The 24,779-nt window shown below is 62.1% G+C and carries 25 protein-coding genes; 15 read left to right on the top strand and 10 right to left on the bottom strand.

Annotated elements, in window-relative coordinates:
- Nucleotides 1-22: 22 nt before the first annotated feature.
- Together LNV07_RS07725 and LNV07_RS07720 are read right to left on the bottom strand one after the other, a co-directional pair.
- The gene (locus LNV07_RS07725; RefSeq protein ID WP_263570605.1) at nt 23-1,549 is read right to left on the bottom strand and encodes a glycoside hydrolase family 10 protein; all 1,527 of its coding nucleotides are present in this window, start codon (nt 1,547-1,549) and stop codon (nt 23-25) included.
- Nucleotides 1,546-2,847: an MFS transporter gene (locus tag LNV07_RS07720; protein WP_263570604.1), complete on the bottom strand. Its 1,302-nt coding sequence runs from the start codon at nt 2,845-2,847 to the stop codon at nt 1,546-1,548. The genes LNV07_RS07725 and LNV07_RS07720 overlap by 4 nt, the downstream gene beginning before the upstream one ends.
- Before the next feature lie 179 nt (nt 2,848-3,026).
- Between LNV07_RS07720 and bufA2 the strand changes: the two genes are divergently transcribed.
- Genes bufA2 through LNV07_RS07705 form a run of 3 tightly spaced genes read left to right on the top strand, consistent with a single transcriptional unit; the run spans nt 3,027 to nt 5,012 of the window.
- Complete coding sequence (gene bufA2, locus LNV07_RS07715) at nt 3,027-3,287, top strand: BufA2 family periplasmic bufferin-type metallophore (protein WP_263570603.1); 261 nt, start codon at nt 3,027-3,029, stop codon at nt 3,285-3,287.
- A 58-nt stretch (nt 3,288-3,345) separates the two neighbouring features.
- The gene (bufB, locus tag LNV07_RS07710) at nt 3,346-4,221 is read left to right on the top strand and encodes an MNIO family bufferin maturase (RefSeq protein WP_263570602.1); all 876 of its coding nucleotides are present in this window, start codon (nt 3,346-3,348) and stop codon (nt 4,219-4,221) included.
- A complete protein-coding gene (locus LNV07_RS07705) occupies nt 4,218-5,012 on the top strand; it encodes an HvfC/BufC N-terminal domain-containing protein (protein ID WP_263570601.1) in 795 nt (264 codons plus the stop codon). Before bufB ends, LNV07_RS07705 begins: the two co-directional genes overlap by 4 nt.
- On the opposite strand, the gene LNV07_RS07700 is transcribed toward LNV07_RS07705, so the two are convergent.
- Complete coding sequence (locus LNV07_RS07700) at nt 4,994-5,875, bottom strand: hypothetical protein (RefSeq protein WP_263570600.1); 882 nt, start codon at nt 5,873-5,875, stop codon at nt 4,994-4,996. The two genes, LNV07_RS07705 and LNV07_RS07700, sit on opposite strands and share 19 nt — an antisense overlap.
- A gap of 292 nt (nt 5,876-6,167) precedes the next feature.
- Here LNV07_RS07700 and aqpZ point away from each other — a divergent pair, with 292 nt between their 5' ends.
- The 6 genes from aqpZ to LNV07_RS07670 all read left to right on the top strand — a co-directional run bounded on the left by aqpZ (nt 6,168) and on the right by LNV07_RS07670 (nt 15,219).
- A complete protein-coding gene (gene aqpZ, locus LNV07_RS07695; protein WP_263570599.1) occupies nt 6,168-6,860 on the top strand; it encodes an aquaporin Z in 693 nt (230 codons plus the stop codon).
- A 137-nt stretch (nt 6,861-6,997) separates the two neighbouring features.
- Nucleotides 6,998-7,549 (top strand): response regulator, encoded by a 552-nt coding sequence (locus tag LNV07_RS07690; RefSeq protein ID WP_263570598.1) that lies wholly within the window; start codon nt 6,998-7,000, stop codon nt 7,547-7,549.
- Between the two features lie 163 nt (nt 7,550-7,712).
- On the top strand, nt 7,713-9,461 hold the full coding sequence (locus LNV07_RS07685; RefSeq protein WP_263570597.1) for an MFS transporter: 1,749 nt from the start codon (nt 7,713-7,715) through the stop codon (nt 9,459-9,461).
- A gap of 83 nt (nt 9,462-9,544) precedes the next feature.
- Nucleotides 9,545-11,152 carry a DUF342 domain-containing protein gene (locus LNV07_RS07680; protein WP_263570596.1) on the top strand — a complete coding sequence of 536 codons (1,608 nt, stop codon included), beginning with the start codon at nt 9,545-9,547 and terminating at the stop codon, nt 11,150-11,152.
- A gap of 96 nt (nt 11,153-11,248) precedes the next feature.
- The gene (locus tag LNV07_RS07675) at nt 11,249-13,627 is read left to right on the top strand and encodes a penicillin acylase family protein (RefSeq protein ID WP_263570595.1); all 2,379 of its coding nucleotides are present in this window, start codon (nt 11,249-11,251) and stop codon (nt 13,625-13,627) included.
- A 293-nt stretch (nt 13,628-13,920) separates the two neighbouring features.
- A complete protein-coding gene (locus LNV07_RS07670) occupies nt 13,921-15,219 on the top strand; it encodes a glycerate kinase type-2 family protein (protein WP_263570594.1) in 1,299 nt (432 codons plus the stop codon).
- Here LNV07_RS07670 and LNV07_RS07665 read toward each other — a convergent pair.
- The 5 genes from LNV07_RS07665 to LNV07_RS07645 form a co-directional block, all read right to left on the bottom strand.
- Nucleotides 15,208-15,576, bottom strand: a complete 369-nt coding sequence (locus LNV07_RS07665) for an NIPSNAP family protein (RefSeq protein WP_263570593.1) — start codon at nt 15,574-15,576, stop codon at nt 15,208-15,210. The two genes, LNV07_RS07670 and LNV07_RS07665, sit on opposite strands and share 12 nt — an antisense overlap.
- The gene (locus LNV07_RS07660; protein WP_263570592.1) at nt 15,573-16,115 is read right to left on the bottom strand and encodes a DUF1579 domain-containing protein; all 543 of its coding nucleotides are present in this window, start codon (nt 16,113-16,115) and stop codon (nt 15,573-15,575) included. The genes LNV07_RS07665 and LNV07_RS07660 overlap by 4 nt, the downstream gene beginning before the upstream one ends.
- A gap of 149 nt (nt 16,116-16,264) precedes the next feature.
- Complete coding sequence (locus LNV07_RS07655) at nt 16,265-16,762, bottom strand: cache domain-containing protein (RefSeq protein ID WP_263570591.1); 498 nt, start codon at nt 16,760-16,762, stop codon at nt 16,265-16,267.
- 35 nt (nt 16,763-16,797) lie between these two features.
- Nucleotides 16,798-17,328 carry a cache domain-containing protein gene (locus LNV07_RS07650; protein WP_263570590.1) on the bottom strand — a complete coding sequence of 177 codons (531 nt, stop codon included), beginning with the start codon at nt 17,326-17,328 and terminating at the stop codon, nt 16,798-16,800.
- Nucleotides 17,329-17,361: 33 nt separating this feature from the next.
- Nucleotides 17,362-18,924 carry a methyl-accepting chemotaxis protein gene (locus LNV07_RS07645; protein WP_263570589.1) on the bottom strand — a complete coding sequence of 521 codons (1,563 nt, stop codon included), beginning with the start codon at nt 18,922-18,924 and terminating at the stop codon, nt 17,362-17,364.
- 414 nt (nt 18,925-19,338) lie between these two features.
- Between LNV07_RS07645 and LNV07_RS07640 the strand changes: the two genes are divergently transcribed.
- The 4 genes from LNV07_RS07640 (at nt 19,339) to LNV07_RS07625 (ending at nt 22,177) form a co-directional block, all read left to right on the top strand.
- The gene (locus LNV07_RS07640; RefSeq protein ID WP_263570588.1) at nt 19,339-19,902 is read left to right on the top strand and encodes a cytochrome b; all 564 of its coding nucleotides are present in this window, start codon (nt 19,339-19,341) and stop codon (nt 19,900-19,902) included.
- Between the two features lie 65 nt (nt 19,903-19,967).
- Nucleotides 19,968-20,903, top strand: a complete 936-nt coding sequence (locus LNV07_RS07635; RefSeq protein ID WP_263570587.1) for a cation diffusion facilitator family transporter — start codon at nt 19,968-19,970, stop codon at nt 20,901-20,903.
- Nucleotides 20,904-20,953: 50 nt separating this feature from the next.
- Entirely contained in the window at nt 20,954-21,679 is a 726-nt protein-coding gene (locus tag LNV07_RS07630; RefSeq protein ID WP_263570586.1) for a VC0807 family protein, read from the top strand.
- A 36-nt stretch (nt 21,680-21,715) separates the two neighbouring features.
- The gene (locus tag LNV07_RS07625; RefSeq protein WP_263570585.1) at nt 21,716-22,177 is read left to right on the top strand and encodes a tellurite resistance TerB family protein; all 462 of its coding nucleotides are present in this window, start codon (nt 21,716-21,718) and stop codon (nt 22,175-22,177) included.
- Here LNV07_RS07625 and LNV07_RS07620 read toward each other — a convergent pair.
- Nucleotides 22,174-22,764 (bottom strand): GNAT family N-acetyltransferase, encoded by a 591-nt coding sequence (locus LNV07_RS07620; RefSeq protein ID WP_263570584.1) that lies wholly within the window; start codon nt 22,762-22,764, stop codon nt 22,174-22,176. The two genes, LNV07_RS07625 and LNV07_RS07620, sit on opposite strands and share 4 nt — an antisense overlap.
- Before the next feature lie 91 nt (nt 22,765-22,855).
- Between LNV07_RS07620 and LNV07_RS07615 the strand changes: the two genes are divergently transcribed.
- The gene (locus LNV07_RS07615) at nt 22,856-23,506 is read left to right on the top strand and encodes a glutathione S-transferase family protein (protein WP_263570583.1); all 651 of its coding nucleotides are present in this window, start codon (nt 22,856-22,858) and stop codon (nt 23,504-23,506) included.
- 38 nt (nt 23,507-23,544) lie between these two features.
- On the opposite strand, the gene LNV07_RS07610 is transcribed toward LNV07_RS07615, so the two are convergent.
- Nucleotides 23,545-24,009 carry a hypothetical protein gene (locus LNV07_RS07610; protein WP_263570582.1) on the bottom strand — a complete coding sequence of 155 codons (465 nt, stop codon included), beginning with the start codon at nt 24,007-24,009 and terminating at the stop codon, nt 23,545-23,547.
- 320 nt (nt 24,010-24,329) lie between these two features.
- Here LNV07_RS07610 and LNV07_RS07605 point away from each other — a divergent pair, with 320 nt between their 5' ends.
- Entirely contained in the window at nt 24,330-24,767 is a 438-nt protein-coding gene (locus tag LNV07_RS07605; RefSeq protein WP_263570581.1) for a cache domain-containing protein, read from the top strand.
- The last annotated feature ends 12 nt before the right edge of the window (nt 24,768-24,779 follow it).

Genomic DNA, 24,779 nt, shown 5'->3' with positions numbered 1-24,779 from the left:
GCTTCCAGGTAGCCCGCGATTGTCACAGGCGCAGCCCCAATCTTGGCCCTTCCTGGCCTATCCGGTTCAGCGCCGAGACCACCAGCCCGCTCAAGCCGGCCGCCGGCACCCTCAGCAACTCGCCGCACAAGCGCAATTCCCAGCGCTCGCCATAAAGCAGCCAGACCGAGTGACGCCGATCCGGCGCGAAGCTCAGCTCGAACAGCGGCTCGGCGCCGACAAAGACCGGCTTCAGCTGCGGCACGGCGGCGGCGGGCGCTTCCCTTTCGACCAGCCAAGGCGTTGCCGGCACCAAGGCGGCCTCGGCGTAAGGCCCGGCCATCAACGCGTCCGCGAGGCCGCGGCGGTTTTGCAGTAGGGCCACCATGCTGAAATGCGCATGGCCGCTGCCCGGCCGACGCTGCCGCACGAGTTCGATCTGCTGCAGGATTTCGTCCAGCGGCCAACTGTCCGGCTTGTCGGTGAGCTTGCTGGTAAACAGGCCCGGCCAAATATGCCGGCCCTGCAGATTCTGGCCATGCCAATAGTCCAGCAAGACGCCGAAGGCCTGCGGTTTTTGCGCGATCGGCCAGTACAGCTGCGGCGCCAGATAGTCCAGCCAGCCCTCGTTCAGCCAGCGCTCCACATCGGCATAGAGCTTGTCATATTGGCTGAAGCCGGCAATGCCTGCCGGGCGCAGCGCCGGTTTGGGCAGGCCGAAGGGGCTGATGCCAAAGCGCACCCAGGGCCTTGTCCGCTTCACCAGTTCGGCAATGCGCTGCACCAGCCGATCGACATTTTGGCGACGCCAGTCGGCGCGCTCCAGCGCCCCTCCGGCTTGGCTGTAGCGCCGCCAAGCCGGCTCGTCGGGGAAGTCGATCTCCTGCTTGCTGACGCCATCTTGCAGCGGATAGGGATAAAAGTAATCGTCGATATGAACGGCATCGACGTCATAGCGCCGCAAGACATCGGCAATCACCGCCAGCGCATGCTCGGCGGCGGCGGGCTCGCCGGGGTCTATCCACTGCTGATCGCCATATGGCTTGACCCAAGTCGGCTGGCTGCGGCTCAGGTGCTGAGGAGCGGCCTCCGATTTCGCTCCGCTCTGACGGGCCCGAAACGGGTTGAACCAGACATGCAGCTCGATGCCGCGCCGGTGTGCCTCGCTGACCCATAGCGCGAGCGGGTCATAAAACGGCTCCGGCGCCTGCCCCTGCGTGCCGCTCAGATACTCGCTCCAGGGCTCCAGCGCGGACGGATAGATCGCGTCCGCACTGCTGCGCACCTGCAGGATGAGGGCGTTGAGCTTCAGCGCGCTGGCACGGTCCAGCAAGGCCAGCACTTCGGCCTGCTGCTCGGCGCTGCTCAGGCCCTTGCGGCTCGGCCAGTCGATATTGGCGACCGTTGCGACCCAGGCGGCACGGAACTCGCGCGGCGCGGCGGGTGCGAGGCTTGCCAGTTCCGGCGCCGGTATAAATTTAAGGCCGGCCTGCGGGCTGACTATGGGCAGGGGCTGGCAGGCGCTCAGCCCGGCACCGGCCAGCAAGAACGAGCGACGCGGCAAGCTCATTCGTCGGGCTCGGTTTTCTTGCCAAAGTCGGCCGGAATCTTGATCAACGCGGCCAAGCCAAAAGAAGGCAGCGTCGCCACCATCACCCAGGCGAAGAACATCGTGTAGCCGAGTTGCTGCTGCAACCAGCCGCTCCACATGCCGGGAATCATCATGCCCAGCGCCATGAAGCCGGTGCAAATCGCATAGTGAGCCGTCTTGTGTTCGCCATCGGCGACCAGAATCATGAACATCAGATAGGCGGTGAAGCCGAGGCCATAACCGAATTGTTCGACGGCCAAGGCCGCACTGATCAGAGCCAAGTCGCTGGGCCTGCCGAGCGCCATCAGCAGGAACATGATGTTGGGCACATGCATCAGCAAGATCAGCGGCCACAGCGCCCGCTTCAGGCCGATACGCGAGATCACCCAGCCACCCAAGAGACCGCCCAGCGTCAGCGCAATCAGCCCGACCGTGCCATAGGCGATGCCGACCTGTTTGGTCGAAAGCCCGAGGCCGCCGGCCGTGGCCGGGTCAAGCAAAAAGGGCGTGGCCAGCTTGAGCAGTTGCGCCTCGGGGAAGCGGTAGAGCAACAGGAAGCCGATGATGACAGCGATGCCGGGCTTGCGGAAGAACTCCGCGAAGACCTCGATAAAGTCGCGCCACAGCTCATTGCCGCCGCGCCTTGTCTGGGCGACCAAATCGCTGGCCGGGCGCGGCAACATCAAGTGGTGGTAGCTGCCGAGCAGCAGGAATATCCCCGCCAGCAAGAAGAACACCATCGTCCAGGCCTGCTGCATGCTTCCCGTGCGTTCCTGCAATTCGCCGGCCAGATACACCAGACCGCCTTGCCCCCCGATATTGGCCAGGCGATAGAAGGTCGAGCGCACCCCCACAAAAGCAGCTTGGCTGCGCTGCGGCAGCGCCAACATATAAAAGCCATCGGCGGCAATGTCATGCGAGGCCGAAGCAAAGGCCATCAACCAGAACATCGCCAGCGTCATCTGAAAACTGCGCGGCCCCGGAATGCTCAAGGCCACCAGCGCCAGCGTCGCGCCGATGAGGAATTGCAACGCGACGATCCAGCCCCGCTTGGCGCCCAGGAGTTCGATCAAGGGCGACCATAGCGGCTTGATCACCCAAGGCAGATAGAGCCAGCTGGTGTAGAGCGCAATCTCGGTATTGGACAGGCCCAGGTTCTTGTACATGATGACCGACAGCGTCATCACCACCACATAGGGCAGGCCCTGGCCGAAATAGAGCGAGGGGATCCAGGCCCAGGGCCGACGGTCGGAAGAAGTTTTACGTTGGTCGGGCATGTTCTATGTGGGCGGGGCTGGCTGGGCTGCACTTTAGCCTGCGGCGGCAATTTCAAAATATTTGCTGCGCGTTGTAAGGAAGTGGCGCAGCATCACGACCCAGATGGGTACGCAACAAGGCTTCTATGCCCAGCGTGCTTTTCTAAGTCAACTTGAACATCACCATACTGGAGATTCACATGCAAGCATCTATCAAGACTGGCCTGAGCATCGCGGCCGCCGCGGCTGCACTGTTCGCCACCGCCGGTTTCGCGACCGTCGCCCAAGCTGCCGATGAGGGCATGGTCAAGTGTTCCGGCATCAACAGCTGCAAGGGCACCTCCGACTGCAAGACCGCCAAGAGCGAATGCAAAGGCCACAACAGCTGCAAGGGCCAAGGCTGGAACAGCAAGAAGTCGGCCGAGGAGTGCACCAAGGCCGGCGGCAAGGTTGCCGGCTAAAAGTGCGGCATGGGCGGGCGGTACTTGCTGCTCGACCCTTTGCGATTTGGAGCATTCAATGCCACACAGCCCCCTGCAGGGTTTCGGCCTCGGACTCAGGACCGAACACTATGCCGACTTTGCCAACCCCGATGCGCCGCTGCCGGCCGCGCTGAAGCCCGACTGGCTGGAGATCATCTCCGAGAATTACATGGTGCCCGGCGGCAAGCCCTTGCACCATCTGGACCGTATCCGGCGCGACTACCCGATGGTGATGCATGGCGTGTCGATGTCGATTGGCAGCTCCGACCCCCTGAACCTCGATTACTTGCGTGAGCTGAAAGCGCTGGCCTTTCGTGTCGAGCCGGCCTGGATTTCGGACCACCTGTGCTGGACCGGTGTTGACCACCGCAATCTGCACGATCTGCTGCCCATGCCCTATACCGAGGCAGCGCTGCAACACCTGACCCCCCGCATCGCCCAAGTGCAAGAGCTGCTGCAGCGGCCGCTGGTATTGGAGAACGTGTCCAGCTATGTGCGCTTCGCCACCGACGAAATGAGCGAGGCCGAGTTTGTGGCCGAGTTGCTGCGGCGCAGCGGGGCCAAGCTGCTGCTGGATGTCAATAACGTCTATGTCTCCAGCCGCAATCATGGTTTTGATGCGCGCTCCTATATCGATCTGATGCCGGCCAGCCAAGTGGTGCAAATCCATTTGGCCGGCCATGAGGACCGTGGCGACATCGTCATCGATACCCACGACCACCCGATCTGCGATGCGGTCTGGCAACTCTATGGCTACACGCTGCGGCGCATTGGCGAGCGGCCGACGATGATTGAACGCGATGACGCGATTCCGCCGCTGGCCGATCTGTTGCTGGAGCTGGATCAGGCGCGGCGGCTCGCGCAGACCATCGGACGCGACCAGCAAGGTGCAACAAGCGCCCTGGCCGCATGAGCGCGGTGCTGAGGTCGCAGCAACAAGGCTTGCAGGCGGCGGTCTGCGAGGGCTCGGCGGCGGAGCATTTATTACAAGAACCGAACGTAGGCCTGACGGTCTATCGGGAGGCCTTTCGCGCCCGCTTATTGGCGGCGCTGCGCGATAACTTCACCGTCCTGCAACGCGCGCTCGGTGACGAAAGCTTTGACGCCTTGGGCCTGGCCTATATTCAAGCGCGGCCGTCGCGCCAGCCTTCGATACGCTGGTTTGGCGAGAGCTTGGCCGACTTCATGGCGGATGAGTTTGCCGCCGAGCTGACGCATCCCTGCATGGTCGACTTTGCCCGCATGGACTGGGCCTTGCGCGCGGCCTTCGATAGTGCCGATGCAGCTCTTTTGAGCTTCGCGCAGCTGGCGGCGCTTGCGCCCGAGGAATGGCCTGCGCTGGTATTCGAGCTCCACCCCAGCGTGCGATTGCTGGCGATGAACTGGGCGATCGAGCCGGCATGGAGCGCCCTGCGCGCCCATGACCCGGACTCAGCGGAACCCGCACCCGAGCTGCGCGAGCCGGCCGCCCTGGATCATCATCTGCTGGTCTGGCGCGAAGGGCTGGAGACCTATTGGCGCTCGCTTGAGCCGCTGGAAGCGCAGTTGCTGCAGGCGCTGGCGGCCGGTCAAGACTTTGAGGCGATTTGCCAGCAGGCAGCGCTGACGGTCGGCACTGACCTTGCCGCCGCTGCGGTCGTGCAGGCGCTGCAAGGCTGGCTGGCGCGTGGCCTGTTGAGCCGCCTTCAGAGCCGGGCGTCGTAACTTGCCGTTTGTTTGACACGGCGCTCGGCCACGATGCTGCTGTGGCGGTTCAGCGTCGAGGCAACGGTGCCGGTCTGGCTCAGCATCCATTGAAACGTCAGCTCGCAAGTCTGCACCAATGAGGCGTTAGGGCTGTTGGGATTGAAATTGACGCTGGCGTGATTCAAAGCCATATCCAAGTCCAAGGTGCTGATGCGGTAGCCATTGCCTTCGGGCGAACTTCTGAGCGGCTCGTTTTTGCTATCGAAGCTGCTGCCGTCGACGCGCTTGCAGACCATGCTGACGCTGACCCCCATCTGGTTCGTATAGGGCTGACTCATCTGTACCAGGAATTTTCCGCTTGAGCGGCTGATCAGCGGTGTGCCGAGGGGCGCCACCACGCTGAAGGTCTTGGGCATGGTGACGGTGCTGCCGTGCAGCTCGCTGCCGCGCACAAAGTTGGCGGTCACTATCGGCTGCTCGCTGGCATCGGCCAAGAACACGCTGTAGTTCGTCCGTTTGCCGTCTTCGTCCACGAGATCACGGCGCTGATTGCCAACACTGGCCGACATATGGTCGTTGCCACTGGGATGCACAACGGTGATCAGGTTGGCGGTGTAGCCGAGTCGACCTTCGACCTTGACCTGACCGTTGTCCTGCGTGATCGTGAACTTCGGGCTGATCTCGTCAACGTTCAGCGTCGCGGAATCTTTGCAATTGGTGACGGCGCAGGTCAGGTCATCGACGATGGCGTCAACGATGCTGCCCCCGCAGGCAGTCAACAACAAAGTGCTGAGCAAAGCGGCCGTGCTGACCGCGCCGTAGAGCTTGGTGGAGCCCGAGCTGTCTGCGCCTTGTGAGCGCGATGCGAAACGAACATTCATGTTGTGTCTCCCTTGACGATTAGGTCTCGGCACCGAGGCATGATTGCCTCTTTATTTGCCGCGGCCAGATTTGGCCAGAACTTCGCCGAGACTTCAAACCCCAAAAAGGAGGTATCGGATAGGGCCCCTTCGAGGCGCAGGAAACGCCACTTGTTCTCAATTTCTTAGACAAACTGCGCCGGCCTAAGGGTCAGCCCGTGACAAACGTCACGGTTTTTGCGGCATCATGGCGCGCCGCTGGGCCTATACAAAACAGGGCCCGGCAATCTTCAACATCTTTAGGGGGAACAATATGAAAGCTTACGGCGCAGAGTTTCTGGGTACGTTCTGGTTGGTGTTCGGGGGTTGCGGCAGTGCCGTTTTGGCGGCTGCGTTTCCGGAGTTGGGCATCGGCTTCGTTGGCGTGTCGCTCGCCTTCGGCCTGACCGTGTTGACGATGGCCTACGCCGTCGGCCATATTTCCGGCGGGCATTTCAACCCAGCCGTGTCGATTGGCCTGTTCGTAGGCGGGCGCTTCCCTGCCGGCAAGCTGCTGCCTTACATCGTCTCGCAAGTGCTGGGCGGCCTGGCGGCCGGCGGCGTGCTCTACCTGATCGCCAGCGGCAAGGCAGGTTTTGATCTGGCCGGCGGCTTCGCATCGAACGGTTTTGGCGAGCACTCGCCGGGCAAATTCAATATGCAAGCCGCGCTGCTCGCTGAAGTCGTGTTGACCGCCTTCTTCCTGATCATCATTCTGGGCGCCACCGACAAGCGCGCGCCGGCCGGTTTCGCCCCTATCGCCATCGGCCTAGGCCTGACCCTGATTCACCTGATCAGCATCCCTGTCACCAACACCTCGGTCAATCCGGCTCGCAGCACGGCCGTCGCCTTGTATGTCGGTGGCTGGGCGGTTGAGCAACTGTGGTTGTTCTGGGTCGCCCCGATTGCCGGTGCGGTGCTGGGCGCCCTTGCCTACAAATTCGTCGGCAGCGACAACAAGCGCTGATCCCTGCTGGATCTTGCGAGACGGACAAGCCGGCCTAGCGCCGGCTTTTTTGCGTTTAGCCGCTGACAGCAGGTGTTAGATTGGACGATCTGACGGCGGCCGACCTTGGCGCCTCCGTGTATTGGAGCTAGAAAACCATGCCGTTTGACCTGCCTGAATTATTGGGCCCTTATTTACTGCCGCTATTGATTGCGGTTCCCTTGGCCATTGTGGTCTTCATCATCAGCAGCCGCCGCGGGGATGACGGCCCAGCCACCGGTACAGCTGAACCGCCAACGCCAGTCGCACCAGCTCTGCCACCCGAGCCCGCCGCACTGCTCTTGGTCGACGATTCGGCCGTGGCGCGCGCCAAGCTGGGCAAGTTATTCCAGGGTGCGGGCTATCGCGTAACGCTGGCCAAAGACGGTGTCGAGGCACTTGATCGGCTGGCCGAGCAGCCCTTTGCGGTCTTGATCACCGATCTGGAGATGCCCAATAAAGACGGCTTCGAGCTGATCGCTGCCGTGCAAGGCAATCTGGACACCGAGGACATGCCCATCATTGCCATCACCGGCCATGACGAAATGCAGGCCCGAGTGCACCAGGTGCAAGGCCTGTACGGCATCTTCAAGAAACCCTGGAACGACCGCGAGTTGCTCAAGCGGGTGGAAACACTGACCAGTTTGCGGCCCGCTGCGCGCAAGGCCTGAGCAACCGGCTCGCCTGAGCCCACCAACTCAAGGGCATATGGGCGAAAAGGTTACGCCCCCGCGTCGGTGCCTTGCCTGGGTAAACCGCCTGTCTGTTTCGCGCCAGCCGCCGATAATCCGCCCACTTTGATTGCCAAGGGGCGCAGACCCGCGCCGACCAAGAATGAGACTCCCCAATCTGCTGGGCACCCGGAACGGCCGCTTGTCGGCCTTTTTCTTTTTGTACATGACCGAGGGCATACCGCTGGGTTTCGCCGCTACAGCCGTGGCGACTCAGCTGCGCCGCATGGGCGTGGGCCCGGCCGAGATCGGTGCCTTTGTGGCGGCCTTCTACCTGCCCTGGGCCTTCAAATGGGCGTTCGGCCCGCTGGTCGATGTGTTCCGCTCCGAGCGGTTTGGCCATCGGCGCGCCTGGATCTTCGGCACCCAAGTGATGATGGCGGCCACCTTGGCGGTGCTGATCTTTCTCAAGTTGCCCGATCAATTGGCATTGTTCACCGCGATCCTGCTCTTGCACAACACCTTTGCCGCGATGCAAGACGTAGCGATCGACTCCTTGGCCTGCAATGTGTTGCAAGAAGATGAGCGCGGCCTGGCCAATGGCCTGATGTTTGCGGGTGCCTCGGTTGGCCAGGCGGTCGGCGGCAGCGGCGTGCTGTTCTTGATGGCCTATATCGGCTTCCAGTCCAGCTTCATTTTTGTTGCCCTGTGTATTTTGGCCGTTACGGGCCTGGTGGTGCTGCCGATGAAGGAAGCATTGGTTCAAGCGACGGCGGAAACCGCCAACAAGGCCGCCTCGGGTCTGCGCCACGCCGCTGGCGAGATGCGCGACTTTGCGATGGCGGCTTTCCGATCTTTTTTGGGCACGCGCGGGGCCTTTGCCGGCGTGTTTTTTGCGCTGCTGCCGGCCGGCGCGATGTCCTTGAGCCTCGCCTTGCAGTCGAATCTGTCGGTCGAGCTGGGCCTGAACGATGACCAGGTCGCCTGGCTGCAGCTGTTCTCCACGATCGCAAGCGCCGCTGCCATGGTGATAGGCGGCATGCTGTCCGACCGCCTGGGGCGCCGCCGGGTATTGAGCGTGAGTATTGTCTTGATGAGCCTGCCGGTGCTGTATCTGATGATGGTCTTGGAGCAGCATGGCTATGTGATGCCGCGCGAGCCTGGCAGCGCAATCGAGGTGCCGGCGGCGCTGGTGACGGCGCTGTGGGTGTCAACCATCGCCTTCAATATCTTCCTGGGTCTGATGTATGGGGTGCGCTCGGCGCTGTTCATGGATGTGACCAACCCCAAGGTGGCCGCCACGCAGTTCACCGCCTATATGGCACTGATGAATCTGGCGATTGCCTACACCGCCACTTGGCAGGGTCTGGCCATCGAGGCTTGGGGTTATCCGTTGACCTTGGCGGTTGACGCGGTTTTTGGTCTCGCCTGCCTGGCCTTGCTGCCCTTGATGAAAAAGCCCGCTTCCGAGCGCGAGCAAATAGGCGACGCCCATGCCGGCATGCGGGCCCGCCGCAGCGCCTTCGGGCTGGGCCTGCTGTGTCTGGCCTGGTTGCCTTATTGGGCATTCCGGGCCGACACCGGCGCAGCCCAGGCGATCTTCAATACCTTCTTCACGTTGGTGTTTGTGGTCGCGGCCTTGTTCATGCTGGCCGGGCGCGAGGTACTAGGGGCAGCAGCGGGTGCAACGCTGCGTCGTGCCAGCATCTGGCTCGCCCCCTTGCTGCTGGCGCTGTACTTACGCAAATACCTTGAGGAATTGGCCGCTTGGAGCTCGCCGCTGCTGAGCAAGCCGGTGTTCATGAATCTGGCCGAGGGTTTGATTTACACCGTGCCCTTGCTGGCAGGTGTGCTGTTGATCCTGTTAGCGCGATGCAACTGGGCAACACTGGCGCCGGTACAGCCGCAGTGAGTTAGCACACACCTAAATTCAGCCGCCCAAAGCCGCGCTCGGCGGCTTACTATTGAACTGTTGGCGCATCGAAGGAGACAGTCATGCTTGCACCGATTCCAGGGCTTGAACTGTTCGAGTCGGACGCCGCGCTGCGCCTGCGCTGCCAAGCCGTGGCCGGCCGACCGGCTCTTGATGCGGCCAGCCTGCTGGCCCTGATCGCCGAGGTCGGTGCCGGCAACTGGCGGCTTGACGACGCGACCTTGGCGCTCGCCCTGACGCGCTGCAATACCGAGCCCGAGCCGGTCGAGATGCAGCTGGCGCTTCGCAGCCCCGCCAAGATCCTGGTCGAGATCGCTGCCGATGAGATGAGCGCCAGCGTCACGCTGGAACCGAGCGACAGCGGCCTGCCAATACAACTCGATGCGTTGATGAGCGAGTTGGCCTCGGCCGGCGTCACGCATGGCATTGATGAAAGCGCTCTGGCCGAAGCTTGCCGGGCGACCTCTGCGCAACAGCTGGTTGCCGCCGTCGGGCGCGCGCCCGTGCGCGGCGCCGACGCCAGCTTCGAGCTTTTGATTGAAGACCATAGGGAGCGCGCGCCCAAGGTCAACGCACAAGGCATGGTCGACTTCCGTGAGCATGGCGAGGTCCCGGTCGTCTCGCCCGGCCAGCTCTTGATGCGCCGCACGCCTGCCAGCGCCGGCGAGGCCGGCGTCAACGTACGCGGCCAAGCCTTGCCGGCAGAGCCCGGCCTCGACGAGCCCTTCACCATGCCGCTACTTGGCGCGGCGCTGGACCCCAGCGACGCCAACCTCTTGCGAGCCACCGCCAAGGGTCAACCGGTGCGACTGGGCAATGCGGTCAGCGTGGAACAACTATTCCAGGTCAGCGGCGTCAATATGGCTTCGGGCAATGTCAACTTCGACGGCACGGTGCAGATTGATGGCGATGTGGTGGCCGGCATGAAGGTCACGGCCACCGGCGACATCCTGGTGCAAGGCACCGTCGAGGGCGGGATTCTTGAGGCCGGCGGCGATATTCGCATCCAAGGCGGCGCGATCGCACGCGCCAGCCTCCAGGCCGGAGCCTCGGTCGAGGTCAGGTTTGTCGAGAATTCAACCGTGCACGCGGCCCTGGCGATCGTGATTGATGACAGCGCGCTGCATAGCGAATTGCAGGCCGGCGCGCAGATTTCGGTGGGTGAAAAATCTCGCCAGCGCGGCCGCTTGGCCGGCGGGTCGGCGCGGGCAAAAATGCGCATCAAGGTGCCGACGCTGGGCGCCAGCGCGGGCGGGCGCACCCGGCTCCAGGTGGGTCTCGATCCCGAGCTGGAGGACAAGCTTGCCGACTTGGTTCAACTGGCGGCCAAGCAAAAAGCCGAGGCCGAAAAGTTCGAACTGCTGGTGCAGTTCTTGAGCAAGAACGGCGACCCCAAGGGCATGTTGGCAAAGGCTAGGCCGGCTTGGCAAGAAGCGCTGCGGGTCTGGGCCATGAGCTTGCAAGAAAAAGACGCCGTCGAGCACCAGTTGGCGGATGTCAAAGAAGCCCGCATCGACGTCAGCGTTGGCGTTGAGGGCGACGTGGACCTGGTGATCGGGCGCAAGCTGTGCCACCTCAAGCACAAATACGTGACCGGCTCGTTTTCAATGCAAGACACCGTCAGCATGATCTATACCGACGCCAACGGGGGCGTGCACCCGCTGGCTTGAGCCAGCCACTGCGCTAGCTGCAGACATAACCTAATACGCAAGGTGGGCGGACTGTGCTGCAATGGCTGATTGGGTCAGCTCTGTCTTAAGCCGCCGATGAAACGCACCACCAAATTTTTTGTATTCCTGCTGCTGCTCTTGGCAGCCATCGCCGCTGCACTGAGCTGGCATGTCCACAGCAAGCAGCCGCAGCGTTCGGGCGAGCTGATTCTGGCCGGACTGCAAGCCGCCGTCACCGTGCGTTATGACGAATTTGGCGTGCCCCATATCGAGGCTCAGAACGAGGTCGATATGTACCTTGCGCTCGGCTATGTCCATGCCCAGGACCGCTTGTTCCAGATGGAAATGCTGCGGCGACTCTCACGCGGCGAGCTGGCCGCCATCTTCGGCCCCAAGCTGGTCGAGACCGATCGGCTGTTTCGCACCTTGGGCATTCGCGCCCATGCCGACGCCTATGCGGCACGTGAGTTCGCGCAGATCGACACGCCGGCCAAGCGCGCGCTGATGGCCTATCTGGACGGCGTCAACCAGTTCCAGGACAGCCGGCCGGCGCCGCTTGAGTTCGATATCATCGGCATCAAAAAACGCCCGTTCACGCCGGCCGACACCGTCAGCATTGGCGGTTACCTCGCCTACAGCTTCGCGGCAGCCTTTCGCACCGAGCCGGTGCTGACGCAGATCCGCGACCAGCTCGGGTCCGACTATCTGAAGATTTTCGATCTGGCGTGGCGACCCGATGGCGTCTTGCGCCAACAGCTGCGCCCCGGCGACTGGCAAGACCTGGGCCGCTTGGCCCGGCTCAGCCAAGACGCCTTGGAAGCCGCCGGCCAGCCACTGTTCGAGGGCAGCAATGCCTGGGCGGTGGCAGGGGCACGCACCGTGAGCGGAAAGCCCTTGCTGGCGGGCGACCCGCATATCCAATTCGCCACCCCGGCAGTCTGGTACGAGGCGCATCTCAAATGCCCCGGCTTCGAGCTTTACGGTCACCACCAGGCGCTCAACCCATTGGCTCTGCTGGGGCATAACGATAAATTTGCCTGGAGCCTGACCATGTTCCAGAACGATGATGTGGACCTGGTGGCCGAAAAGCTCAACCCGGCCAATCCGAATGAGGTCTGGCATCAAGGCCAATGGCAGGCGCTGCAATCGCGCGAGGAACTGCTCGAGGTCAAGGGCGCCGCGCCGGTCAAGCTGCTGCTGCGCCGCTCCAAGCACGGCCCCATCATCAATGACGCCTTGGCCGGCGCGGTCGGGGAAACTCCGGTCGCGCTCTGGTGGGCTTTTCTGGAAACCGAGAACCCGGTGCTGGAGGGCTTTTACGCGCTGAACCGTGCCGATAGCCTGGCCAAGGGGCGGGCAGCCGCCGCGCAAATCCATGCGCCGGGCCTGAACTTGGTGTGGGCCAATGCCGCCGGCGATATCGCCTGGTGGGCCGCCGCCAAGCTCCCCGTCCGCCCGGCCGGCGTGAACCCCAGCTTCATTCTGGACGGCGCGAGCAGCGAGGCCGACAAGCTCGGATTCTTGCCCTTTGCCCAGAACCCGCAGGAAGAAAACCCGGCGCGCGGCTATGTCATCTCGGCCAATCATCAACCGGCCGGCGCCCTGCAAGTGCCCGGTTACTACAACCTCTGGGACCGCGCCGAACGGCTCGATTCGCTCTTGCGTGACCCTTCCATCAAATGGGCGGCCGGCAACAGCAAGGCCTTGCAGCTCGATGTGCAGACCGGTTATAGCCAGCGCGTGCTGAAGCCGCTCATACCGCTCTTGCGACAAGTGCCGGAACAGGGCTTGGTCGAGGAGATGGCCGCCTGGGACGGCGCCTACAAGACCGAGCTGCGCGCGCCGGTCTTGTTTCAGCAGTTCCTGTTCGAGCTGGCGCGGCTGGCCCTGCAAGATGAGCTGGGCGAAACAGTCTTCAACAATCTGCGCCTGACCCGCGCGCTCGACCATGCACTGCCACGTCTGATGGCCGATCCAACATCGCCCTGGTGGGACAAGCGCGACACCAAAGCGGTGGAGACGCAGGCCGAGATCGTCGCCGAGGCCTGGGGCCTGAGCCTGGCTCACCTGCGCCAGACCTTCGGAGCCGATGCCAAGAGCTGGACCTGGGGTCGCGCCCATACCGTCACCCATGGCCACCCGCTGGGCCTGCAAAAGCCACTCGACCGGGTCTTCAATGTCGGCCCCTTCGCGGCGCCGGGCAGCCACGAGACCCCCAACAATATGGCCGCCCGGATCGGCCCGGCGCCCTGGGCCGTGGTTTACGGTCCGTCGACGCGACGCATTATTGATCTGGCCAGGCCGGCCGAATCGCTGGGCATCAACCCGGTCGGACAGAGCGGCGTTTGGGGCGACCGCCACTATGCCGACCAAGCGCAGATGCACGCACTTGGCCAATACCGAAACCAGCATTTGGCCGAGGCGGATGTGGCAACGCACACGCGCAGCAAGCTGAGCTTGCTGCCGCTGCGCTGAGGCGCTGTCCGAGCAGATCAAGGGCTTCGAGGACGAGCGGGGTGTTTTGCTCTTTGAGCGCGCGCCGACCGGCCGGCTGCTCACCAGTGAAGGGCGGCGCCTGCTGCCAATGACCTCCGAGGCAAGGATGCCACGCAGGAAAGCAGCTTCGGGCTGCCGCAACTCATCAAACCGGCCGGGCTGTATGTGATGGCCGGCAGCCTGTTCCTGGGCGGCATACTGGTGCTGCTGACAACGCGCGGGCAGCAGGCACCCGCCAGCCGGCCACGCGCCTAAGCTTTTTTGGAGATTTCATGACATTGCCCCCTCCGATCGATCACCGGCCCCTGCTGCGCAGCCTGTTCGATGCAGCGATTGCCGCCGCTCAGCCCGCGCTGTGCCTGCCTCGCCATCTGCCGGCACGCCCGCCGGGGCGTACGCTCGTGATCGGAGCGGGCAAGGCCTCGGCGGCCATGGCCCGGTCGCTGGAAGAGCATTGGGAGGGCCCGCTCGAAGGTTTGGTTATCACCCGCTACGGTTATGCAGTGCCATGCCGGCATATCGAGATCGTTGAAGCCGCCCACCCGATTCCGGACGCGGCGGGTTTGCAGGCCAGCGCGCGCATACAAGGCTTGGTCACCGGGCTGAGCGCCGATGATCTGGTGATCGCTCTGATCTCCGGCGGCGGCTCCGCGCTGCTGGTTGCGCCGGGTGATGGCCTCAGCCTCGCGGACAAGCAGGCAGTCAACAGGGCCTTGCTGGACTGCGGCGCCAGCATTGCCGAGATGAACTGCGTGCGCCGCCATCTCTCCAAGGTCAAGGGCGGACGGCTGGCCGCCGCCTGCCACCCGGCTCATGTACTGAGCCTGCTGATCTCCGATGTGCCGGGCGACTCGCCGATCGACATCGCATCCGGCCCCACGGTGGCCGACCCGAGCGCCTGCGCCGACGCGTTGGCCATCATCGATCGCTATCGCATTCCGGTCCCCTCCGCCGTGCGTGCACTGCTCGAAAGCGGCCAGGGCGAGAGCGTCAAGCCCGGCGATCCCCGCCTGGATGCTTGCGAAACCCGCATCATCACGGCGCCGCAATCGGCCCTGGAAGCCGCCGCTGCTGTGGCCCGTGCCGCCGGCTATACACCCCATATCCTGGGCGACAGCCTGGAGGGGGAAGCCCGCGAAGTCGGCAGGGCCTTGGCCGGCATCGCTCGACAAGTGCAGTTGCATGGTCAACCGTTTCAAACGCCCTGCGTGCTGCTGTCCGGCGGCGAAACCACGGTAACCGTCAAGGGTCAAGGTCGGGGCGGGCGCAATGTCGAATTCCTGCTGTCACTGGCGCTCGCGCTCGACGGTCTTCCCGGCGTGCATGCGATTGCCGGTGATACCGACGGCGTCGACGGTGCCGAAGAAATTGCCGGAGCGACGCTGGCGCCCGACACCCTGGCACGCGCCTGGGCGCAAGGCGTCCACCCGCGCCAAAGCCTGGACAACAACGACGGCCATGGCTTCTTCCAGGCTCTGGGCGACTCGGTCGTGACCGGCCCAACGCTGACCAACGTCAACGACTTCCGAGCCATCTTGATCGATGGTCCCGACTCCTTCTCAAGGTCTTGAGTGCAATATGTCCGCCACGCCCGACCTGATTAAACAGCCATTTGCCAGCGCATCAATCGCCGCCGCGCTCAGCGCCAGCACCACGTTGCTGTCGGTTTCGATCAATTCAACAATCGCCTCCCGCGGCCCGCTGCGCCAAGCGGGGCTTGCATAAAATGCCGCTTGGCTAGCCTCCATCTCGGCCAGATCGGCAAAGGCCCGGATCAGGTAGTAGCTGCAGTCATCATGTTGCGAGGCGCCAAAAGCCACTACGTCCATGCCCCAGGCCTGCATCAAGGGCAAGCTCTGCTGGATGATCAGTTGATGAAAGTGCTCGCGGCTGCCGGCCCGAAGCCGGTAGCTTCGGATTTCGATCACAGGCAAGGTTCGAGCCCCGGCGCCGCGTCAAGGCGGCTGAAGTCCATGACCCAGTTCGACTCCCAGCTCAAGCCACCATCGACAGAGAACGCTTGCTCCCAGCGCGGTTGACCCAACTCGGAGCGCGGCGTCCACAAGAAGCGCACGCGAATGGCCTGGCCGTTCAATGTGTCGTCGGCATAGAACAGGCCAATGCGTTCGCCGCTGGCGTCGCTGAAGCCACCGACCACAGGCACATCCAGCCGACCCGGATGGCGCCCGTCCAACCACCAGATCGACCAGAGTCCGCTGGCCGCATCGAAGCTGCGCAGGGTCACCGCCCGGTAGGCGCCCTCGGCCATGCAAAGCAGGTTGTCATCCAGATTGCCTTGGCCGCCCAGCACTTTTTGCGCCGCCGAGCTACCCTCAAAGGCCTCCCACTCTTGGCAGGCAAGCAAACGCTGCTTCAAGCGACGATGCTGCACCCGCCAATTGCCGATGAAAAAGTCAAAATCATTGGCGGCGCTTGGGCCGATATCTGCACTTCCAGGGGTGGGCATCTGTGACTCGCTTCATCAAGGTTGATCAAGCACGGAGTCTAGAAAGCCCAAGGCCTTTTTTTTACAACATTGATGCAAAGCTGGTTTGCAAATTTGCAAACCATGGTAGGCGGGGCAGCGCCGGCCCGGCGCGCCCATCAACTACGCGATTACTTGTAGATGCCCGTGCCAAGACAGAAGTCAGGCACATTCGGCACCCGCTCGACATAGGCCTGCTTGGGTTCGATCACCTTGGTCAAGGGGTTGGGCCATTTGTAGGCCGTCCAACCCTTGCCCTCTTTGGAGGAGAAACAGGTCTTCACCAGCTCTTGAATCAACATCACGCCGTCGGAATCCTTCATATCCAACGTGACCTTGCCGACGATTTTTGGGTTCTTGCCATGGATGGCTTGAAATCCCTTGGGGTCGACCGAGAATAAATAGAGGTCGCCTTTTTTGTTGATATCGCTCTTGGAATTGAACGGGCCGTCGAGCTTGTTGAATTCCGCGATGGACTTCTCCAAGCCATTGGCCTTGACATAGGCTTGCGCCGCACTGATCAGGGCCAAGGCCTCGTCGGCCGTGCTTCGTTCCTGCGCGCTGACCTGCGAAGCGCCACACAAGAGCAGCGCGGCTACAGGCAATAACTTGAATGCGGTCTTGGTCATCATCTTTCCTTTGCTAGCGGGGGGGGGACTGCTACCTACTTGAGGAAGTGGTAGCCGCAGAAGAACAGCATGTCTTCAAATTTCTCAACATAGCTCAATTTCGGCTCCATCGCCTTGCTCAAAGGGTTGAGAAACAAGTACTCGTCACTCCAGCCGGAATTTGCCTTCTCTACCGCCTTGAACATGCTGCGGATGATCATCACGCCATTGACGTCCTTCAGATCCATGATGTTGGCGCCGATCATTTTTTTCAAGGCACCGTGCGCGAGCACATTCGCCTTCGCGTCCATGACCACCACGAACAGCTCTCGGTCTCGGAATTGCCCCGATTGATCCGACACCTCCGCGAAGGTCTTGTCGCGGCCATTCGCCTTGTAGAAGGCAACTGCCTTCTTGACCATCGCCACCGCCTCTTCTTTGCTAGCTCTGGCCGGGGCCTGAGCCAGAGCCAAAGTACTGATGTTCGATAGCCCAAGGCCGAGGGCCGAGACCAGAACAGACCGGCGTAAAGAATTCATCGCAAAACCCCTTTTTAAAAGACGCGAACAAGAAAGCAGGAGAGTCACCGGCGAGGCAGCCCGCCCTCGCAAACTAGCTTTTTAGCGCGACCGATGGTCGGAGGCGAGTTGAAACACCCGCACGATCTCGGCCAACTTCCCGGCCTGATCTTTCAAGCTGATAGCCGCGGCTGCGGCCTCTTCCACCAAGGCGGCGTTCTGCTGCGTGCCATGGTCAAGGTTACCGACCGCAGAATTGATCTGCTCGATGCCGTCTTGCTGGTCATGCGACGCCTGCGAGATCTCGGCGATCATTTGCTTGACGGCGTTGACGCTATCAAGCACGCCTCGCATGGTTCGGCCGGTGTCATCAACAAGGCGGCTGCCTTGCTCCACCCGTTCAACCGAATCCGAAATCAGCGTCTTGATTTCTTTGGCCGCCGCTGCACTGCGTTGCGCCAAGGTGCGCACCTCACCCGCCACGACCGCAAAACCGCGACCCTGTTCACCGGCCCTGGCCGCCTCAACGGCCGCGTTCAGCGCCAAGATATTGGTCTGGAACGCTATGCCGTCAATCACCGAAATGATCTCGAACATGCGCTTGGAGGCTTGGTTGATCGCCCCCATCGTCTGTTCCAACTGCATCATCTTGCCGCTGCCTTCTTCACTGACCACCGCCGTTTGCTGGGCCAGACCGTCGGCCTTTACGGCGTTGCCGGCATTGCGGCGCACGGCTTCGGTCAGCACCGACATCGAAGCGGCCGTCTCCTCCAGCGTGGCGGCCTGCTGCTCGGTGCGCATGGACAAGTCTTGATTGCCCGAGGCAATCTCGTTCGAGGCGGTCGAGATGGAATCTATCGACTGCCTGACCTGCCCCACCAACTTGGCCAACTGAGAAGACATTTCACCAAAACTGCGCAGCACATCGGCGGCCTCGTCGCTACCTTGAACCGTGATCGACTCGGACAAATTGCCGGTCGACACATGCCCAGCGTAGGTGGCCGCGTCTCTCAGTGGCTTGGTGATGGACCGGGTCAGCTGCCGCGCAAACAAGATGCCGGCGACGATAAAGGCGACGAAAACGCCTGCCACCACCGCGCTACGCTGCACGATGGTGGCGGCGGTGTCGCTCATGCTTTGCTCGCGTTTTTCGGTCTGGCGTACGCCGAGTTTGGTGAATTCGGCAAGCCAGAGCTTTTGCAAGGGCGCAAGCTCGGTCAACAACATCTTCGCTGCCGCCTCCGGGTCAAAGGCTTTGGCCATACCCAGCGCCTGTTTGACCAGCGGTTCCGCCTTTTCACGAAATCGCCTTGCCTGCTCGACCGCAGATTTCTCCCCGTCATCCAGCGGCATCGCGGACAAGCGTGCCTCGGACTCACGGTAGCTCTTCATCTGGAGGTCAAAGAGCTCGCCATTCTTGTTCATCTCGGCGACATCAGCGGTCAGGCAAACGTTGCGAATCGCCGTGCCGGCCTCCAAGATGGCGATGTGCATCTCCTGCACCGCCATTGCCTTGCGGCTGGATTCATCTACCGCAGAGCCGATACGTGTCAGCGTCGACTGGGTCCCCAAATAACTGACCACAACCAAGATCGCCATCGCCAGAAAGACCAAGCCAAAGCCGAGGCCGAGCCGAGCACCAATTCGCAACTGATTCCAATTCATCGTAAGCGCCATTTCTCTAGAGGATAAGAGACACATCGAACAGCGATCGGTAACAAGGGTTCACAGCTTCTAGCGTTCACCCCGCAGCAAGCAGCTGATGGTTAGCGTAATGGGAATTACAAGCCTCAGCAACAAAATTTTTGGGGCTTTGAAAAGGCCCACACGCCATGCCACCCATTGCTTTCGACCAATTCCCTATTCTCTGGAGCGCAAATTTGAGCGCAAAACGACAAAGTTTGGGCGCTTGACGGCGACGGTGTGTCAGACAGCTTTCCGGGCTCGTCCGTTTGATCGATCGGGCCTGCGATGACAATCCACATATAGCAGCGACGGCATCGCGCCCATGATTGCATCTTCTCCATGCCTCAGGCCAGCGGTCCGGGGTTCAACTCGATCCAACTACCAGGGAACTCAATGAACTGGCGTAACACTTCCACCCGCTACGGCAATCTATCCATGGGCATGCATTGGTTGATGCTGGGACTGATTGCCGCTGTCTATGCATGTATTGAGTTACGTGGCTATTTCCCGCGCGGCAGCGGCCTGCGCCAGGGGATGAAAAATTGGCACTTCATGCTGGGCTTGAGCGTTTGGCTCTTGCTGTTGCTGCGCCTGGCCTTGCGCCTGACGGATACGGCGCCGCGCATAGAGCCGCCACCGGTCAAATGGCAAAGCCTTGCCGCGACCGCCATGCATCTGGCCTTGTACGGCTTGATGCTGCTGATGCCGCTGCTCGGCTGGATGACGCTGAGCGCCAAAGGCAAGTCGCTGCCCTACTTCTTTGGCTTTCAATTGCCGCCGTTCTTGCCCTCCTTGTTGCCGCCCAGCGAAGCGGCCGCCGAACTCTTGGAAGAGCTGCATGAGACGGGCGGCAACATCGGCTATGTGCTGATCGGCCTTCATGCCACTGCGGCGCTGTATCACCACTACATCGTGCGCGACAACACCTTGTTGCGGATGCTGCCCCGGAGCGGCTGAAGCTTCGGCCACGATACGCTAAGCCAGCAACAGTCCCCCTTTACCCACACTCTTACGCCGACCCGATGAATCAGAACGACTTTGCCGATGACCCCGAAGACCGCTTGCACAGCCCCGAAGAACGAGCGCGCGCGGCGTCCACCAGCACCTGGGTCAGCGTGGCTGTCAACACGGTGTTGACCATCACCCAGGTGGTTGTCGGCGTACTGTCAAAGTCGCAAGGCTTGGTTGCGGACGGCATCCATTCCCTGTCCGATTTGGTGGCCGATTTTGTGGTGCTGTTGGCCGGTCATCATGCCAAGAAGGATGCCGATGAAGATCACCCTTATGGCCATCAACGCTTTGAGACGGCCGCGTCCTTGGTGCTGGGCGGTCTGCTGCTGGCGGTGGGCGTGGGGATGTTGTGGTCCGCCGTGCTCAAGCTGCAGTCACCCGAAACGGTGGCCACCGTGCATGGCATCGCACTCTGGGTCGCCGGGGCGGCGCTGGTCGCCAAAGAAACCCTGTTTCGCTATATGTTGGCGGTGGCAAAGCGGGTCAAGTCCAGCATGCTGGTGGCCAATGCCTGGCATGCGCGCTCGGATGCGGCGTCGTCCTTGGTGGTCGGCTTGGGCATCGTCGGCAATTTGGCCGGCTACCCCATTCTTGACCCGATTGCCGCGTTGATCGTCGGCTTCATGGTCGGCAAAATGGGTTGGAACTTTGCCTGGGACGCGCTGCATGATTTGATGGACCGCGCCGCCGACGAGCAAGAGGTCGAGGCAATACGCCAAACCCTGCTGGAGACGCCTGGCGTCCAAAGCGTGCATGACGTTCGCACCCGCAAGATGGGCGACATGATCGTCGTCGATGCGCATATCGAGGTTGATGCGACGATCTCGGTCGAAGCCGGCCACGAGATTGCGGTGCTGGCCCGGCAACGCGTGCTGCTGCGCCATCGGGTGCTCAATCTGATGACCCATGTGGACCCATGGCGCCGGCCGGACCTGGACCACGCATGAGTTGCCGCAAGAACAGTTCACCACCTTAAACCTTTGCCCGATTGCCAGCCATGCCCACTCCTGCAACATCAGTTTCTTCTCCGGTCACCCCGGCCGCACGCCCCAAAAACACGCTGGCCGAATTGCTGCTGGCCGTCTTGCTGCCGTCCCTGGTGCTGATGCTGCTCAGCGGCCCCGAGCGTTTGGGTAACGTCGGCGCGCTGCTGCTGGCGCTGGCATTTCCACTCGCCTGGGCCATCTACAGCGGCCTGCGCGAGCGTCGCTTCAGTGGCATGGCGGCCTTGGGGCTGGCCAGCACCTTGCTGACCGGGGGCATCGCCCTGCTCGCCTTGGACACGCGCTGGCTCGCCATCAAAGAGGCGGCGGTGCCGGGCGCGATCGCCATCGCGGTGTTGCTGTCGCTGCTGAGCAAGCGGCCGCTGGTGCACTTGATGGTTTTTCATCCGAGCATCATGAATGTGCCGCGCATCGAAGCGGCGCTTGCCGAGCGCGCAGCCGCTGCGGCCTTCGAGCAGCGGCTGCGCATTGGCACGCTGATGCTGGCCGGTAGCTTCGCTTTTTCAAGCGTGATGAACTATGCCTTGGCGGTCTGGATCGTGCGCAGCCCCGCCGGCAGCGAGCAGTTCAATGCCGAGCTCGGCCGCATGAATCTGCTCAGCTGGCCCATCATCGCCATCCCCTCGATGCTCTTGACCATGGGTGTGCTCTTCTATCTGGCGCGCGGCATTCGGCAGATGACGGGACTGACCTTGGAAGAATGCCTGCACCAGCAGTGAGCGGCCCGAGCGCCATGTCATGATGACGCCATGTTGATGAAGACACTCAAAAACCTGTTCGACGGCCTGCTGCCGCCACAGCCCGGAGCGGCCAACGAAGAACATGCGCTGCAGCTGGCCACCGCCGTGATGCTGGTGGAAGTGATGCGGGCAGATACCAGCTTCCATGCCGGGGAGCGCGCGGCGGTGTTGACCGCGCTGTGCGACAAGTTCGCGCTGAGCGAGGATGAGGCCAATTGCCTGACCGAGTTAGCCGAACAGGAGGCCAAAGCCGCCAGTGATTGGTTCGGTTTTACCTCAAGGATCAACGCGAACTTCGAGATGCCACAGAAGCTCCGCATGATCGAGCATATGTGGCATGTCGCCTATGCCGACGGCCACCTCAGTGAGCATGAACGCCATGTGCTGTGGCGCATCGCCGACCTGCTGCACATCCCGCAAGGGGCCTATATTCATGCCAGGATGAGGGCACAGGCAGCCGCTGGTTTGAGTGATTAGCAGTCCGGCCGGTCGCGGGCCACCAGGGCCAGGTACTCCGCCTGCGTCGTGCCGGCCAAGGGTTTCAGCATCACGCGGATGCTGTTGAGGCGCGGCCCGGTGGCGACACCATGGCGCTGGCGCAGCTCGACAAAACCTTGAGCGGCCCAGAATCGCTCGGCCCTGGCGTTGCCAACGACGACCCCCAGGCGCAGCCAGCGAGCACCCTGAGCCCCCGCCCAGCGCTCGATGCTGGCCAACAAGGCCTGCGCATCACCCTGACCATGGTTCGCGGTAGCCACGATGAACAAACCGATGTGAAAAACCCCCTCGGCCATCAGATCGCTGGTGAGTTGCGCAATGGCTCGCCAAGGCGCGGAGCCCGCATGAGGAACAAAGGCGAGATAGTAGGTTCTGTTGTACTTGAGCTCGGCCGGCGGCAATTCATGGAATTCTTCCTCCGCCAAATTGGGTCCGGCCGGCTCGCCGCCCACAGCCAGAAAATACTCCGGGTTGCTATCGAAAAAGCGCTGCAAGGCCGGTATGTCTTCGGGCTCTAGCTCCATGCAGCGCAGGTCTGGGGGGCAAGGCAGGTCGATCGGGCGCATGGCAGAAATTCATTGAAGTGAGAGCTTGCGCAGATTGTGCCGTTACGATGCCGGTCGACACAAGAACAGGCCCGCCAACAGGTATTCGCAGATGATTCAACTTCACTATTTCCCCGGCAACGCCAGCATGGCGCCACATCTCTTGCTGGAAGAAATCGGTCAGCCCTTCGAACTCAAGCAGGTGGACCGGGCCAACAACGGCCACAAATCGGCCGACTACCTAAAGCTCAATCCCAACGGTTTGATTCCGGTGCTGGTGGACGGCGAGACGGTGCTTTACGAAGCGGCCGCCATCCTCTTGCATCTGGCCGACACCCATCCCGCCGCAGGCCTGCTGCCGGCCGTCGGCACGGCTCAGCGGGCGCAGGCCTACAAATGGCTGGTCTGGTTGACCAACACGGTGCAGCCGGCTCTGCTGGCCTATTTCTACCCCGAGCGCTGGGTCAAGGAAGGCAACAGCGACGGTGCGGCCGAGGTGCAGGCGCAAGCCGAAGCACGGGTGGTCGAGTTGCTGGCGCAAGTGGAGGCGCAGTTGAGTCAACATGGTGGCAACTGGCTGCTGGGCGCCGACTACAGTGCGGTTGACGCGATGGCCTTCATGCTCTGTCGTTGGACGCGTGGTTTCACCAGTCGGCCGGCGCGCGACTTCCCTTTGATCGGCGCCTATCTGCAGCGCATGCTGGCGCGCCCGGCCGTGCAGCGCATGCTGGCCACCGAGCAACTGCCCGCGCCTTGGATCTGATTCGCCCGGTGTTTTAGCCGCCTAGGAACGTGGGGGATTCAATCGGCGAGCGACCGTAGGCGCTCGCGCAACCAATCCTCGGCAGCGGCCATCGTCTCGAAGGCCGAGAATTCGCGCCCAGCATCGGCATACAGGCGGGCAAACAGAGGCAACATCAGACAAGCACCTTCCACCGCCGCCGCAACCACAAAGGCCACCGCCTTGGGCGCCGTCTTGGCCGTGGACATGGCTTTCAAGAAGTCGGCAAAGGCGGCCAATGCCTCGGGCGAGGCCATCAGGCTGCTGCGAAATTCGAGCAGGTAGACAAAGTTTCGATCCGGCGGCAGGATCTGATAGAACTCCTTGATGGCCGCGCCAAGCGCCAGCACCGCTTCACGATTGAACGGCCCTTCGGCCTGCACCCGCAAGACCGAGCCTTCGGACCACAATTCCAGCCTTCCATGCGGCCTGAACGGGCCATCTGCCTTGGACAGAAGATTCAGCTTGTTGTTGGCATTGGACATGCATTGATCTTAGAACAGAGTCCAGCGAGCGCGCCTGAAGCCTGTCATGGCTTGATTGACGGCCAGAATGTCCGTGAAAAACTCGGCCATGCCGCCGATTCAACGATAGCCAGACACCGTCGGCCTCATGCTGTTTTTCTTGAAATCGGTCAAAATTGGTGCTCTTTTGTACCGACAGCCGGAGGGCTTCTACTGCTCTAATCTTCTTTCGAAGGCGGGTCGAACGCACAGGAGTCGGGTCGCCATCTTTTCAATCAGCGCTTTTGTTATGGGGATTTCTCATGCTTTCACGTAGCTGTTTCGTATTGGCCGCCTGCGCCTTGCTGGCCATCAACCCTGCCCAGGCGGAAGAACCCAGGGCCACCGAGGCGGAAGCTCAGGCAATGGTGGGCAAGGCCGTTGCCCTGCTGAAGGCACGCGGGCCGGATGTCGCCTACAAAAGCTTCACCGAGCATCCTGACGGGGCGTTCAAGGACAGAGATTTGTACGTCTTCGTCTACGACTTTGGCGGCACCTGTTTGGCACAAGGGGCCAATCCAAAGATGGTTGGAAAGAACCTGTTGGCCATCACCGACGTTGACGGCAAGGCCTTTATCAAAGGCATGGTCACGATGGTCCAGTCCTCCGGCAAGGGTTGGTACGGGCCGTACAAATTTGCCAGGCCAGATGGCAAAGGCTACGAAGAAAAGAAGTCCTACTGCGAGCGCGGTGTCGGCGATACGATGGTTTGCGCAGGCATCTACGTCGCCGCCAAATAGCCTTGAGAACTC

Source organism: Roseateles oligotrophus (assembly GCF_025717515.1).
GTDB lineage: Bacteria > Pseudomonadota > Gammaproteobacteria > Burkholderiales > Burkholderiaceae_C > Paucibacter_A > Paucibacter_A oligotrophus.
This window is presented reverse-complemented; position numbering and strand designations above follow the sequence as displayed.